Raw genomic sequence first — 14,073 nt, 5'->3', positions numbered from 1 at the left:
TAACAAGTATCTTGACCAGCTAATACTACATAAGCGTAAATAGTTTGGTTGTAAGGAACCACATTGGTATAAGGACTTTGTAAAATAGCGTCTGCAGCGTTTACAGGCCCTAACTCTGCTTGACCTAAAGTAGCAAAGTAGTAAATCTCTGCTGGAGGTAAGTTACCTGCAATTATGGTGTTCATTAAAGTTAAATCGAACTCGGTAGAAATTCCATCATTGTCAGGGTCACACATGGTAAGCGGCTCTGTTGGAGTAGTAGGTACTATAGCAGGTAGTACTTCTAAGTCCATAGTAGCTTGAGTGTTTACACAACCAGTAGTGGTGTCTTCTATTCTAATAAAAACAGTATCGTTATTGTTTACTACATGCGGATCGCTAATAGCATTGGTGTCGTTTTGAGCATCAGCTAAAGTAGGGTGATACGATATAGCGTAGTTCGGGTTATTAGCAAAAGTAGCATCTTGATTGCTTAAATAGAAATCTGCTACACCATTGGTTAAATAGTTCTCACAAATAGAATAAGTATGTGTTAAAGTTAACGGTGTTGGATCTGGATTTACAATAATTTCGAATTGAGTTATTGTATAACAAGAAGGCCAATCGTTGTTTTCTATTCTTACCCATACAGATTGAGTAGGAGAGTTGTAGTTGGCTAAGTCTCCTGTAATAGGGTTTACATCGTCTATAGCATCTTGCTCCGCTAAATGAAAAGTTAATGTAGCAGGTACTGGGTTTAAGTTTACTAAACCACCTAAAATGTTATTAGCGTGTTGTTGTAAATCAAAAACCTCTAATCCGTTGTTAGTAGGGTCATCACAAGCTACTAAGTTAAGGTCTTCAGGTGTTGTTAAAGCCGAACTATAAATAGAGTGGATAAACAACTGGAAGGTAGTAGTTGTGTAACAAGAAGTATTGGCGTTGTTTTCTAAACGAACAAATACATCTGTTGTAAAAGCATTTACCTGAAAGTTATCTGGTAAAGCATTGGTGTTAGCATCTGCATCTGCTTGAGAAGGATGGTATGTTAGGGTATATAAAGCAGGATCTAAACCACCTAAAATAGTTGCATCTATGGTAGTTAAATCAAACACATGTGTTACATCGTTATCTTCATCACAAGCATGTAATAAAGGATCTGTTGCTAAAGGTGTTTGTGCAACGGGTACAGTATCTACATATAATTCAATTGAAGTGATAGCATAACAATCATTATTATTATTATTATCTACTCTAATCCATATAGTAGCTTGAGGAACTGAACTTATATAGTTAGCAGGATCAGCGATTGGATTGATGTCATCTATAGCATCCTGTTCAACAGTATGATAAGTAACTGTAACGTTTGTAAGATCTTGACCATTTAGTACTTCAGTTTGGAAAGTACCAGAGATGTCAAAATTCTCTTGACCGTCAGCATTATTATCACACATACGAATAATAGGGTCTGCTGGTTGGGTAGCAGTTGTAGAGGCATCTACAATTACATTAAAACTTGTATTGATATAACACGAGGTATTGTTATTGTTGTGTATATGAGCCCAAATTGTTTGTTGAGGAACGTTGCTTAAATAATTAGCGGGATCGGCTATAGCATTTTGGTCATTAATAGCATCTTGCTCATTTGTGTGATAAGTAAGACTAACATCTGTTAAGGATTGGCCATTTAGTAAAGTAGTTTCATGTTGTGTTAAATCAAAAACTTCTTCTCCATCATTAAAAGTGTCGCACAAAATCAAGTCAGTTGGTTGAACTGTGGTAGGTATAGTGTCTACAAATAATTCAAAAGAAGTTGTTGCATAACATGTTTCATTATTAATGTTGTCTACACGAATGTATACCGTAGCTTGAGGAACATTACTAGGGTGAGCTGTGGGATCTGCTATTGGATTGGCATCGTTATCAGCGTCAGCTTGACTAGTATGGTATGTAAGATTCATAATAGCTGGATCCTGACCACCAAATATTTCAGCAAAATGTTGTGTTAAATCAAAGTTTTCTGTTCCATCAGCCCCAACATCACACAATCTTATAAACGCATCTGTTGGTTGTGTAGCGGTTGGCATTGGATCTACAAACAATGTAACGTTAGTAGTAGCAAAACAAGAATTATAACCATTATTATGAATACGAATCCAAATTTGTTGTTGTGGATTGTTGCTTATATAAGCTACTGGATTTGCAATAGGATTATTGTTGTCTATAGCATCTTGTTCTAAAGTATAATAATTAACATCAAATATAGCAGGATCTTGCCCATTTAAAACAGCATTAGTAAATAACGTAGTTAAGTCAAAAGTTTCTTGACCATCATTATTGGTATCACACATTCTAACTTCTGAAGGAGCAGGTTGTGTTGCGGTAGGAACATCAAAATAGTTAACATTGAAGATATTCGTATAACTTTCAGAACCAGATGTATTTCCGTATGTTAATTGATATACTGCTGTAAAAACATCTGGATTACCATCTCCTGTACTATCATAAGGAATGTTAAAAGTTGTACTCCCGTTTGCAGCAGCTATTGGGTTAAAGGTTGTTCCTCCATCTGTACTATACTGCCAAACATAGTTTGTTAGGTTTTCATTTTCAGCAGTCAGAGTATCGGTTTGTCCCATACAGTAATTATCTTGATTGGTAACAATACCACAGTTAGTGGTACCAGCTCCGACTCCTCCATCGTTTGTTTGTTCTAAACTAATGAAACCAGCTGAACCGTTATAGTTGGTGATTAATAAAACATAAATTTCTCCAGCTTGAGCATTTGGTATGGAAAAGTTTTCAGTAAATGAAGCAGAAAAACTACAAGCAACAGTATTGGCCGCAGTTAACATTCCGTTACAATAATCATCTGTATCAGAAAAAGGTCCGTAGCAAATAAAGTCAACATCTAAACCAGTTCCATTAAAATCAGCTTGAGTGTTTTGAATGATTTCGAAATCTAAATTACCACCTTGATCTATTTGCATAAAATACCATGCAGGGTTAGGTTGAGATCCTAAACATCCGTAATCTGGTCCGTTTTCAGCAGAAGAACCATCAGAAGTATTTGCAAATGTAAAACCACCTCCTGCACAAGCAGGCTCGGCACTAGCACAATCTGCACCTTGTCCGAAAGATAACTGACTTAAAAATAATAAACCAGCTATTATTAGAATATATTTTAATTTCATAATTTCTATCTTTTGATTTTTTAATAATAAACCAAGAGGCTTATTTGTTAGCCTTTATAGATTTATGTAATTTTTCAGTAAATAGTAAAACTCCATTCTTGTTAAGAATCTTTACTTTATAATCTTTGCCTGCAGCTAAACTTTTTAGATCAACTTTAAAGCTTTGAGATTTAATTTCTTCATAAGAGTATTTTTTCACCTCTTCGTCGTTTTCATTGTAGAATATTACATCAATGTCAGTTTTAATTTCTAACTCAGAATTTAAAAGAATTGTATTGTAAAATGTTTTTGGGCTAATAGAAAATTTAGCCTCCTGAGCAAATAAAGTAGAAGTGCCTACTAAAAAAAATAAGGTTAAAATGATTTTTTTCATCGTACTGGGTTGTGAAATAGATTATTAATTAAGGGTTGTAACTTTTATATAAACGCAATAGAGCTATAGATTCCCTACCACTTGGGTTAATTATTTTAGATAAATATTGTTTTTTTTATAATCAATGATTGCTTTTCCTTTTTTTAATAAGTCTGCACCAATGATTCCGTGCACTGGTTTAGAATTGTGATTGGTTAATGCTTGATTTACATGTGAAAGGTCGAATATAATGATATTGTTGTTCTTAGACTTCCATTTAGAGAGGACTATATTATTATTCTTTGCTAGTTGTGTTTCCATATCTATGGCACCAGCTCCAGCAGCTTTAGTTTCACTGTTTTCAGGGGTTAAGTTGAATTTTTCAATTAAGTTTTTGTCAATGCAAGTGTTAGATGCACCAGTATCTACAATAAAACTGCCTTTAACTCCATTAATACAAGCCGAAGTCTTATAATGATTCGTTTTTGTGAGCTTCATTTTTTTCTTAACATAACCTTTTTTCAAAAGGTGTTTGCTTAATGACATAATTCAATATTTTTGCAAAGTTAACAAAACGAGATGTTTTTATTATGATTTTAACAGATACTCATGCACATTTATATAGTGAAGCCTTTGAAGGTGACAGGGAAGAAATGATGAAACGTGCCATAGATATTGGTGTTAAGCGTATGTTTTTACCTGCAATAGACGCCACATATACTCAGCCAATGTTAATGTTAAAAGAGAAATACCCTGATAATGTTTTTTTAATGACAGGTTTACACCCAACTCATGTTAAAGATAATTATAAAAAAGAGTTAGATCATGTAAAACTAATGCTTACAAAACATAATTATGTAGCGATAGGAGAAATAGGTATTGATTTGTATTGGGATAAAACTCATATAGAAGAACAAAAAGCAGCATTCAAAGAACAAATACAGTTAGCTAAAAAGCATCAATTACCAATTATAATCCATTGTAGAGATGCTTTTGATGAAGTTTTTGAAGTATTAGAGGCTGAAAAGTCGGAAGATTTATTTGGTATTTTTCATTGCTTTACAGGAACATATGAGCAAGCCTTAAAAGCAATTTCTTATAATATGAAATTGGGTATAGGTGGAGTGGTTACATTTAAAAATGGTAAGATAGACCAGTTTATCAATCAAATAGACTTAAAGCATATTGTTTTAGAGACAGATGCGCCCTACTTAGCTCCTAAGCCTTATAGAGGCAAAAGAAATGAAACCAGTTATATCATTAAAGTAGCAGAGAAAATGGCTGAATTATATAATTTACCTTTAGAGAAAATAGCCGAGGTTACTTCAGAAAATTCTAAAGAAGTGTTTGGAGTATAATATGTAAAACATATGTTAAGTTTTTAATATTCAAGATTGATTACTAACTATAAAAACACTAAACTAAATCACTTTTTGTATTATTGCATAACTTTTAAATAGATACCTTTTGAGTAAATTTGACCACATAAGACCTTACCATGATTATGAAGTGCAAGATGTACTGAAACGTGTAGGAGACCATCCTATGGTAAAGGCTATGTTAAAGTTTATTTACCCTCAAGCTAGTGAAGAGTTTATAAAAGAGCGCTTAACAAATTGCAATTCTATTAGAGAATTTCAAACTAAAATAATTGCTAGAGGTATATACAATGTGTTGTCAAGGTCTTCTCATGGGCTAACTACTTCTGGTTTCGATAACTTGCAAAAAGATACATCTTATTTATATGTCTCTAATCACAGAGATATTATTTTAGACACATCACTATTAAATGTTTCTTTATTTGATTACGATTTAACCATGACTGCTTCGGCTATTGGTGATAATTTAGTCCAGAAGTCATTTTTAATGGATTTGGCTAAGATCAATAGAAATTTTTTAGTACAAAGAGGTTTAGGTCCTAGAGAAATGCTAAAAAGTTCTATGCTATTGTCTGAGTATATAGCAAAAAATTTATTAGAAGATAATAGATCGGTTTGGATTGCACAAAGAGAGGGTAGAACTAAAGATGGTAACGATACTACTCAACAAGGAGTATTGAAAATGATTGGCTTAGGAAAAGGAAATAGTACGCCTTTTGAATATTTTAGAAAGATAAAGATTGTTCCTGTTGCTATGTCGTATGAATTTGACCCTACAGATATGTTAAAAATGCCAGAGTTAATGGCAAAACATTATGAGGAAGAATACATAAAGTCTACTAATGAAGATTTTAATTCAATATTAAAAGGGTTAACCGGTCAGAAAAAAAGAATTCATATTAGTGTTGGTAAGCCTTTAGATAATGAATTGACTTTAATTAACAATTCAGGTGAACCTTTAAACAAACAATACCAACAATTAGCATCTGTAATTGATAAGAAAATTCATAGGCAATACAAATTATGGCCTACTAATTATCTAGCATTCGATTTACTTAATAAGACTAATAAATATATAGATAAGTATACAGATAAGGAAAAAAGACAGTTTGAACGTAGAATTGAAAGAAGAGTTGATAAAACCGATCCAGTAGCATTAAATAATTTCTTATTAATGTATGCAAATCCAGTAATTAATAAGGAAAAGGTAAATGGCTAATAAACCAAAAATATTACTTATTTACACTGGCGGAACCATAGGTATGGTAAAGGATTTTGAGACCAATGCTTTACGAGCTTTTAATTTTGACAACCTTTTAGTAAGAATTCCTGAGATAAAACAGTTAGAGTGCGATATTACCACTCAATCTTTTAAAGAGCCTATAGATTCTTCTAATATGAATCTAGATTACTGGAGACAAATTGTTTCTATAATAGAAGATAAATATAATGAGATGGATGGTTTTGTGGTGTTGCACGGGTCAGACACGATGTCTTATACTGCGTCTGCCATTAGTTTTATGCTAGAAAATTTATCGAAGCCTGTAGTTTTTACAGGATCTCAATTACCCATTGGGGATTTAAGAACCGATGCAAAAGAGAATTTAATTACTGCTATTCAAGTAGCTTCCTTACAAGAAAACGGAATACCACAAATACAAGAGGTTTGTTTGTATTTTGAGTATAAACTATACAGAGCTAATAGAACAACCAAGATTAATGCAGAGCATTTCGAGGCATTTAGTTCGCTTAATTATCCAGAATTAGCAGAATCTGGAGTGCATTTAAAAGTTTTTAAACAAAATTTATTAGAACGAAACCTAAATCCTTTAATAGTCCATAGAAATATGTGCACCGATATAGCTGTGTTAAAGTTATTTCCAGGAATTAATGAGGCAACGGTAAGAGCGGTTTTAGAAACTCCAAATGTTAAAGGAGTAATATTAGAAACCTATGGAGCTGGAAATGCACCTACTTTAAAATGGTTTGAAAAATTAATTGCAAAAGCGCTTAATAAAGAAATTAAAATAGTAAATGTTACGCAATGTGCAGGTGGTAGTGTGCTTATGGGGCACTACGAAACTAGCTCACATCTGCAAACATTAGGTGTAATTTCAGGTAAAGACATCACTTTTGAGTCAGCAGTTGCTAAACTAATGTATTTACTAGGAGAAGAAATTTCTGACAATAAATTTAAAACTATTTTTGAAACACCAATTAGAGGAGAGATTACGGCATAAATTTCTGTTTTTTTAGCCTAAAAATAACCTTGTAAATTTCGCTAAACCATATTTTTTTCGTTATTTGGCACTTGATTTTAGAGAAAGTGAATACTAAACATGATGATAACATGTTGAATTTTGCTTTTACGTTCTATTTAAAACATTAACTATTTAAGGGCTTAAGGCCTTTAAAACCCATTACTAATTTAATTTAAGATTAAGAAAAAATGAAAAGATTATTTTCTATTCTACCGGCTGCAGGATTAATGCTATTAGGAGCAGAAGTAAAAGCCTCTAACGAAGCTTATGCTTTAGCAGCAAACATTTCAACAATTATTCAAGAACCTGCTGCTGCAGAAGGTTTTGGTCATGAAGCTTTAAAAACCAGATTTATTGAAGGTGGTGCTGGATTCATGGGAATTGTATTATTATGTTTAATATTAGGTTTAGCATTTGTTATTGAAAGAATTATTTTCTTAAACATGGCTACTACTAATACTAAAAAATTAACTCAAAATGTAGAAGATGCATTAGCGTCTGGTGGTGTTGAAGCTGCTAAAGAAGTTTGTAGAAATACAAAAGGACCTGTTGCTTCTATCTTCTATCAAGGTTTAGATAGAGCAGCTGAAGGAGTTGAGTCTGCAGAGAAAGCTGTTATCGCTTACGGAGGAGTTCAAATGGGACAATTAGAAAAGAATGTATCTTGGATTTCATTATTCATCGCAATTGCACCGATGTTAGGATTCATGGGAACTGTAATTGGTATGATTCAGGCATTCGATAAGATTTCTGCTGCAGGTGGATTAGATGCATCGTTAATTGCAGGAGATATTAAAGTAGCCTTATTAACAACAGTATTTGGTTTAGTAGCTGCAATTATCTTACAGATTTTTTACAACTACATTATTGCTAAAATCGATAGTATAGTAAATGACATGGAAGATGCTTCTATCTCATTAATCGATTTATTAGTTGCTAACAAAAAATAATAATTCTTGATAATTTGCGTTATATGTTATAGCGCGCATTTTTCAAGGTAAAAACATATTAATATGAATTTACAGAGAATATTAACCATTCTTATTGCGGTTATTGGTATTATCGGTTTTGCATTCTGGGTTATGATTGTAAGAGCAGATGAGACTAATGAAGGTGTAATAAGTATGATGATAGGATTGGGTAAGTTTTTAGTAGGAGCAGCAGCAATTATTGCTATTGTATTCTCACTAATTAACATTGCTTCAGATCCAGCAAAATTAAAAAGAACAGGAATTGCTTTAATTGCTTTTTTAGTAGTTATCGGTATTGGTTACGGATTGTCTGACGGGCAAGAAGTGATTAACGAAGCAGGAGAACAAATGGTTTCTGCAGACGGGTCTAAAAAAGTAGGTGCAGGTTTACGTATATTTTACATTTTATCTGCTGTTGCTTTAGGAGCTATGTTAGTTTCTGGAGTTAAAAAAGCTTTAAACAAGTAAGATAATATGGCAAAAAGAAATATACCAGAAGTTAATGCAGGATCTATGGCAGATATTGCATTCTTACTGCTTATCTTTTTCCTAGTTACTACCACCATCGAGCAAGATAACGGGGTTACTCGTAAATTGCCTAGATGGGAAGAAACACCACCACCTAACCCACCTGTTATCAAGAAAAAGAACATCTTTACGGTTGTTGTAAATAAAGATGACAGAATGTTAGTTGAAGATGAATTAATGGAGCTAAAAGACTTACGTCAAGCAGCTATTGATTTTATCGATAATGGTGGAGGAAAAAATGATAAAGGAGAATCTTGCGATTATTGTAAAGGAGCAAGAAGTGCATCTTCATCAGATCACCCTTCTAAAGCAATTATTGCATTGCAGAACGAACGTGAAACTAAGTATGAAACATATGTAGCCATTCAGAATGAATTGGGTGCAGCTTATACTTTTTTAAGAGATAGAGAAGCTGAACGTTTATACGGAGCAGGTAATACTTATACTAGAATGAATACGATCTACAAGGATCCTAAAGTAAAAGATGCCGCAATGAAGGATAAACTAAAAGAGCGTTTAGACAAGTTAAAGAATATGTATCCTCAGATTATTTCTGAAGCAGAACCTAAATAAGAAATTATGGCAAAGTTTAAAAAGAAAAAAGACGGCGAATTGCCACAGGCTTCTACGGCAGCTTTACCAGATATCGTATTCATGTTACTGTTTTTCTTCATGACGGTAACCGTTATGAAAGACAATTCTTTAATGGTAGAAAATAAACTACCAACTGCAGATAGTGTAGAAAAATTGAATCGTAAAAACGATAGGGTTATGTACATATATGCAGGTAAGCCAGTTGCAGGTTACGAAGATGCAGGTAAAGAAGCTATTATTCAGTTGAATGATAAGTTTGCTCAGCCTTCAGATTTAAAGCAATACATTTACGCAGAAAGAGCATTGAGATCAGAAGATATTATTCCTTTAATGGTTACAGCTTTAAAAGTTGATCATAAAGCCAATATGGGATTAGTAACAGATATTAAGCAAGAGCTTCGTAAAGAAAACATGCTTAAAATAAGCTACCTAGCTGTTAAGCCAGGTAAAAAATAGAAATCTTTTCAATCTATATAAAACATCCTTCGTGAAAGCGTAGGATGTTTTTTTTTGTCTTTGTATCTTCGTTGGTATGCAAAAGCTATTATTCTTTATTATAAACGTTTTCGTTGTTATAGTATCATATTCTCAAAATGCTGTTAGTGACTCGTTAGTGTATGACGATCCTAAGTATAGAGAGGATCAGTTTTATTTAGCACTTACGTATAATTTTATGGAAAATAAACCAAATGGAATGTCACAACAAGGTTTATCAAGTGGTCTGCATTTAGGTTTTATTCGAGATATCCCCATAAATCAAAAGAGAACTTTAGCAATAGGTGTTGGTTTTGGATATTCTAATAATTCGTATAATCATAATTTGCTTATAAGGGAGGTAGAAGATGATTTAACTTATGAGTTGTTAAGTACAACTATTGACACATATAGCAAGAACAAGTTTAATACACACGAAGTAGCATTTCCTATTCAATTTAGATGGAGAAACAGTACTATAGAGAGTCATAAATTTTGGCGTATTTATTTAGGTGCTAAGATCAATTATATTTTTCATAGTGTAGTAAAGCATAAAGGAGATGTAGGGAATTTTAAATTGAGAAATCCCAACAGTGTTCAAAGGTTTCAACCAGTAATAGATTTAGGGTTTGGGTGGAATACCTGGAATTTTTATGCGTCATATAGTTTAAATACGCTGTTTAAAAACTCAGCCAAAGTAGAAGGTGTTGCTATAAATACCAGAGCGGTAAAGTTTGGTTTGATATTTTATATATTCTAATTATAACCAATTTGCAAACATCATAAATTGAGGTAAAATACCTAATACACTACCAATAATTAGCTCAACACCAGAATGAGCTTTTAAATGTAATCTAGAACTTGCTATAAGTCCGTTTAAGAGTAAACTAGCTCCAATAATAGGGGTCATATTAGTTTGAAAATGGATGCTCAATCCAATTAAAAAAGTAGTTAAACCTCCTACGGCAGCCATATGTAAACTGGCTTTAAAGTTTAGCAGGCTTAAGAAGAAAAAAGCGATGCTAGTACAACTAATTCCAAAAAAGAAATAACGTAGTTCGATTTCTTGACCAAGATTAAAAATATAAAAAGCAATATACAGGTTTAAAATAATAGCAATACTATAAGGTAAACGTCTTTCTTTTATATCCTCTGCCATAATTGTTTTTACTATTCCAAGCTTTTTTAAGACCCTAAAACAAAGCAAGGGGATAATGATAGTAAGAATAAATAATTGTAGCAACCTGCTAGCTACATAAGCTTCAGGATGGTATTTTGCACTATAAGTATAGAATAATCCTACTCCTAAAAAAGAAATAAAAATAGGATGAAATATATAAGATGCATATTTAAGTATATAATGCATTAAATTTCTTTTCTAAGTCTAGCAACAGGTATATCTAACTGTTCTCTATATTTGGCAACCGTTCTTCTGGCAATTGGATAACCTTTTTCTTTTAAGATTTTAGATAGTTTTTCATCAGTAAGAGGCTTTTTCTTGTCTTCTTCGTTTATAACATTTTCTAAAATCTTTTTAATTTCACGAGTAGAGACATCTTCTCCTTGATCATTTTTCATAGACTCAGAGAAAAACTCTTTTATTAGTTTAGTTCCGTAAGGAGTATCTACATATTTACTGTTAGCTACTCTAGATACAGTAGAAACATCCATATCTATTTGGTCTGCAATATCTTTAAGAATCATGGGTTTTAATTCCATTTCATCTCCAGTTAACAAGTAAGCTTCTTGATAATGCATAATGGCGTTCATGGTAACCAAAAGAGTTTGTTGGCGCTGTTTAATAGCTTCAATAAACCATTTAGCTGAATCTAATTTCTGTTTGATAAATAGGACGGCATCCTTTTGAGACTTGGTTTTGTTTTTGGTCTCTTTATACCCTTTAAGCATATTGCTATACTCACCAGAAATATTTAACTCAGGGGCATTTCTCCCGTTTAGTGTTAGTTCTAGTTTTCCTTCAACAATTCTAACGGTAAAATCAGGAACAACATGCTCAACAACTTTATTGTTCCCAGCATAACTTCCACCTGGTTTTGGGTTTAATTTTTCGATTTCTAGAATAGCATCTCTCAAAGCTTCTTCAGAAATACCGAATTTTTGTAATAGTTTTTGGTAATGCTTTTTTGTAAATTGTTCAAAAGCATCATTTATTATAGCAAGAGCAGTAGCTGTTGCTGCTGTTTTTGGTTTTCTTTCTAATTGTATTGCTAAGCATTCTTGCAAGTTTCTAGCGCCAACACCATTAGGCTCTAATTTATGAATAATTGCTAGCACTTCTTCAACTTCCTCTTCAGATGTAAAAATATTTTGGGTAAAGGCTAAGTCGTCAATAATATCATTTAGGTCTCGTCTTAAGTATCCATTTTCATTTATACTCCCTACTAAAAATTCGGCAATAGTATATTTATGATCGTTTAACCTAAATGTGTTTAACTGGTTTATTAAATGCTGTGTAAAAGTAGTTCCTGAGGCATATGGAACGCTTTTTTCTTCATCGTCTGAGCTGTAGTTATTGGCTTGTAATCTATAATTAGGAGTCTCGTCGTCACTTAAATATTCATCAATATTAATATCATCTGTATTGATAGATTCGCTATCGTACGAATCGTCAAATTCATCTTTATAAGAGTCCTCTTCATAGTCGGTTTCACTCTTGTTGTTATCTAAAGCAGGATTCTCTTCTAATTCTTGTTTCACACGTTGCTCAAATGCTTGTGTAGGCAACTGTATCAGTTTCATTAACTGAATCTGTTGAGGAGATAGCTTTTGTGATAATTTAAATTGTAAATATTGTTTTAACATAACATGTAAATATAAAAAACCTACAAGGTTTATAAAACACTTGTAGGCCTATTTTATTGACAATTACGCTTTATTGTTTAAAATGAAGCATTTTGAGGAGTTCTTGGGTAAGGAATTACATCTCTAATATTGCTCATTCCTGTTGCAAACATTACTAAACGCTCAAACCCTAGGCCAAATCCAGAATGTACAGCAGTACCATATTTACGTAAATCTGTATACCACCATAATTCTTTTTCATCTATATCTAAAGCAGCCATTTTCTGTTTTAAAATATCTAATCGTTCTTCACGTTGAGAACCTCCAACCATTTCACCAATTCCTGGGAAAAGAATATCCATAGCTCTTACCGTTTTTCCATCCTCATTTAAACGCATGTAAAAAGCTTTGATGTTAGCTGGGTAATCAAATAAAATTACAGGACATTTAAAGTGTTTTTCTACTAAAAAACGTTCGTGTTCCGATTGTAGATCTGCTCCCCATTCTTCAATTAGATAATTGAATTTTTTCTTTTTGTTTGGCTTGCAGTTCTTTAAAATATCAATAGCTTCTGTGTAACTAACTCTCTTAAAGTTGTTGTCTACAACAAAACGAAGCTTTTCTGTTAATGTCATTTCATTACGTTCGTTTTGTGGTTTACTTTTATCTTCTTGAATTAAACGTTGCTCTAAGAAAGCCAAATCATCTGCATTGTTTTCTAAAACATACCCTAAAACAGATTTTAAGAAGTCTTCAGCAAGATCCATGTTACCGTCTAGGTCCATAAAAGCAACTTCAGGCTCTATCATCCAAAATTCTGATAGATGGCGAGAAGTATTAGAATTTTCTGCTCTAAAGGTTGGTCCAAAAGTATATACTTTACCTAAAGACATAGCAAAAGTTTCAGCTTCTAATTGTCCAGATACTGTTAAGTTGGTTTCTTTTCCGAAGAAATCTTGACTGTAATCTACATTTCCATCTTCTGTTAAAGGAGGATTTTTTACATCTAGCCCTGTTACTTGAAACATTTCACCAGCACCTTCAGCATCACTACCTGTTATGATAGGTGTGTGCATATAATAAAATCCGTTTTGATTGAAGTATTGGTGAATTGCAAACGATAAAGAAGAGCGCAAACGCATTACAGCACTAAACGTATTGGTTCTTGTTCTTAAGTGAGCATTATCTCTTAAAAATTCAAAGCTATGCTTTTTAGGCTGTATAGGATATGTTTCTGGATCAGAATCTCCTAAAATTTCTATTGAAGATACTTGAACTTCTACTTTTTGTCCTTTTCCTTGACTTTCAGCTAAAACGCCTTTCAAACATATTGCAGCTCCAGTAGTAATTCTTTTTAATGTAGTTTCATCTGTATTTTCGAAATCTACAACACATTGTATATTGTTAATTGTAGAACCATCGTTTAGAGCTATAAATCTATTAGCCCTAAATGTTCGTACCCAACCTTTAATTGTAACTTCTTGTAAAAGCTTTTCACCTTTTAATAATTCTAAAACTGATGTAGTTTTCATCTGTTAT

General features: G+C 32.7%; 14 protein-coding genes. 8 read left to right on the top strand and 6 right to left on the bottom strand.

Translation table 11 applies throughout. The features are described from left to right. From ACFQ1O_RS14650 to ACFQ1O_RS14640, 3 genes are all read right to left on the bottom strand, one after another. Positions 1-3,173: hypothetical protein (locus ACFQ1O_RS14650; protein WP_377717481.1), on the bottom strand; the 3,173-nt coding region annotated here is incomplete at its 3' end. A 40-nt stretch (positions 3,174-3,213) separates the two neighbouring features. Beyond that, the gene (locus tag ACFQ1O_RS14645) at positions 3,214-3,546 is read right to left on the bottom strand and encodes a hypothetical protein (protein ID WP_377717477.1); all 333 of its coding nucleotides are present in this window, start codon (positions 3,544-3,546) and stop codon (positions 3,214-3,216) included. Positions 3,547-3,636: 90 nt separating this feature from the next. Beyond that, a complete protein-coding gene (locus ACFQ1O_RS14640; RefSeq protein WP_377717474.1) occupies positions 3,637-4,071 on the bottom strand; it encodes a retropepsin-like aspartic protease in 435 nt (144 codons plus the stop codon). A gap of 44 nt (positions 4,072-4,115) precedes the next feature. Here ACFQ1O_RS14640 and ACFQ1O_RS14635 point away from each other — a divergent pair, with 44 nt between their 5' ends. The 8 genes from ACFQ1O_RS14635 to ACFQ1O_RS14600 all read left to right on the top strand — a co-directional run bounded on the left by ACFQ1O_RS14635 (position 4,116) and on the right by ACFQ1O_RS14600 (position 10,492). After that, on the top strand, positions 4,116-4,883 hold the full coding sequence (locus ACFQ1O_RS14635; protein WP_377717465.1) for a TatD family hydrolase: 768 nt from the start codon (positions 4,116-4,118) through the stop codon (positions 4,881-4,883). A gap of 109 nt (positions 4,884-4,992) precedes the next feature. Next, positions 4,993-6,123 (top strand): 1-acyl-sn-glycerol-3-phosphate acyltransferase, encoded by a 1,131-nt coding sequence (locus ACFQ1O_RS14630; protein ID WP_377717462.1) that lies wholly within the window; start codon positions 4,993-4,995, stop codon positions 6,121-6,123. Next, complete coding sequence (locus ACFQ1O_RS14625) at positions 6,116-7,144, top strand: asparaginase (RefSeq protein WP_377717458.1); 1,029 nt, start codon at positions 6,116-6,118, stop codon at positions 7,142-7,144. Before ACFQ1O_RS14630 ends, ACFQ1O_RS14625 begins: the two co-directional genes overlap by 8 nt. 209 nt (positions 7,145-7,353) lie before the next feature. Further along, a complete protein-coding gene (locus ACFQ1O_RS14620) occupies positions 7,354-8,115 on the top strand; it encodes a MotA/TolQ/ExbB proton channel family protein (RefSeq protein WP_377717455.1) in 762 nt (253 codons plus the stop codon). A 63-nt stretch (positions 8,116-8,178) separates the two neighbouring features. Beyond that, positions 8,179-8,604, top strand: coding sequence for a hypothetical protein (locus tag ACFQ1O_RS14615; RefSeq protein WP_377717446.1), 426 nt, complete (start codon positions 8,179-8,181; stop codon positions 8,602-8,604). 6 nt (positions 8,605-8,610) lie between these two features. Continuing rightward, positions 8,611-9,237 (top strand): ExbD/TolR family protein, encoded by a 627-nt coding sequence (locus tag ACFQ1O_RS14610; protein WP_377717443.1) that lies wholly within the window; start codon positions 8,611-8,613, stop codon positions 9,235-9,237. Positions 9,238-9,243: 6 nt separating this feature from the next. Continuing rightward, positions 9,244-9,714: an ExbD/TolR family protein gene (locus ACFQ1O_RS14605; protein ID WP_377717439.1), complete on the top strand. Its 471-nt coding sequence runs from the start codon at positions 9,244-9,246 to the stop codon at positions 9,712-9,714. Positions 9,715-9,790: 76 nt separating this feature from the next. Further along, positions 9,791-10,492, top strand: coding sequence for an outer membrane beta-barrel protein (locus ACFQ1O_RS14600; protein ID WP_377717435.1), 702 nt, complete (start codon positions 9,791-9,793; stop codon positions 10,490-10,492). Here ACFQ1O_RS14600 and ACFQ1O_RS14595 read toward each other — a convergent pair whose 3' ends face one another. The 3 genes from ACFQ1O_RS14595 to asnS form a co-directional block, all read right to left on the bottom strand. Further along, positions 10,493-11,098: a hypothetical protein gene (locus ACFQ1O_RS14595; protein WP_377717431.1), complete on the bottom strand. Its 606-nt coding sequence runs from the start codon at positions 11,096-11,098 to the stop codon at positions 10,493-10,495. Next, a complete protein-coding gene (gene rpoN, locus ACFQ1O_RS14590; protein WP_377717428.1) occupies positions 11,098-12,555 on the bottom strand; it encodes an RNA polymerase factor sigma-54 in 1,458 nt (485 codons plus the stop codon). The genes ACFQ1O_RS14595 and rpoN overlap by 1 nt, the downstream gene beginning before the upstream one ends. A gap of 77 nt (positions 12,556-12,632) precedes the next feature. After that, positions 12,633-14,066 carry an asparagine--tRNA ligase gene (gene asnS / locus ACFQ1O_RS14585; RefSeq protein ID WP_377717426.1) on the bottom strand — a complete coding sequence of 478 codons (1,434 nt, stop codon included), beginning with the start codon at positions 14,064-14,066 and terminating at the stop codon, positions 12,633-12,635. Positions 14,067-14,073: the final 7 nt, after the last annotated feature.

The sequence above is a fragment of the Pseudofulvibacter geojedonensis genome (assembly GCF_042675745.1).
GTDB classification, from domain to species: domain Bacteria; phylum Bacteroidota; class Bacteroidia; order Flavobacteriales; family Flavobacteriaceae; genus Pseudofulvibacter; species Pseudofulvibacter geojedonensis.
Note: the sequence above shows the minus strand (reverse complement) of the source record. Positions and strands in the feature narration are given on the sequence as shown.

Excerpts from the sequence above, each read along its gene's own strand:
- ACFQ1O_RS14635 (WP_377717465.1), top strand. The coding sequence starts at position 4,116 with ATGATTTTAACAGATACTCATGCACATTTATATAGTGAAGCCTTTGAA.
- ACFQ1O_RS14620 (WP_377717455.1), top strand. The coding sequence starts at position 7,354 with ATGAAAAGATTATTTTCTATTCTACCGGCTGCAGGATTAATGCTATTA.
- ACFQ1O_RS14640 (WP_377717474.1), bottom strand. The coding sequence starts at position 4,071 with ATGTCATTAAGCAAACACCTTTTGAAAAAAGGTTATGTTAAGAAAAAA.
- ACFQ1O_RS14645 (WP_377717477.1), bottom strand. The coding sequence starts at position 3,546 with ATGAAAAAAATCATTTTAACCTTATTTTTTTTAGTAGGCACTTCTACT.
- ACFQ1O_RS14625 (WP_377717458.1), top strand. The coding sequence starts at position 6,116 with ATGGCTAATAAACCAAAAATATTACTTATTTACACTGGCGGAACCATA.
- ACFQ1O_RS14595 (WP_377717431.1), bottom strand. The coding sequence starts at position 11,098 with ATGCATTATATACTTAAATATGCATCTTATATATTTCATCCTATTTTT.
- asnS (WP_377717426.1), bottom strand. The coding sequence starts at position 14,066 with ATGAAAACTACATCAGTTTTAGAATTATTAAAAGGTGAAAAGCTTTTA.
- ACFQ1O_RS14615 (WP_377717446.1), top strand. The coding sequence starts at position 8,179 with ATGAATTTACAGAGAATATTAACCATTCTTATTGCGGTTATTGGTATT.
- rpoN (WP_377717428.1), bottom strand. The coding sequence starts at position 12,555 with ATGTTAAAACAATATTTACAATTTAAATTATCACAAAAGCTATCTCCT.
- ACFQ1O_RS14605 (WP_377717439.1), top strand. The coding sequence starts at position 9,244 with ATGGCAAAGTTTAAAAAGAAAAAAGACGGCGAATTGCCACAGGCTTCT.
- ACFQ1O_RS14600 (WP_377717435.1), top strand. The coding sequence starts at position 9,791 with ATGCAAAAGCTATTATTCTTTATTATAAACGTTTTCGTTGTTATAGTA.
- ACFQ1O_RS14610 (WP_377717443.1), top strand. The coding sequence starts at position 8,611 with ATGGCAAAAAGAAATATACCAGAAGTTAATGCAGGATCTATGGCAGAT.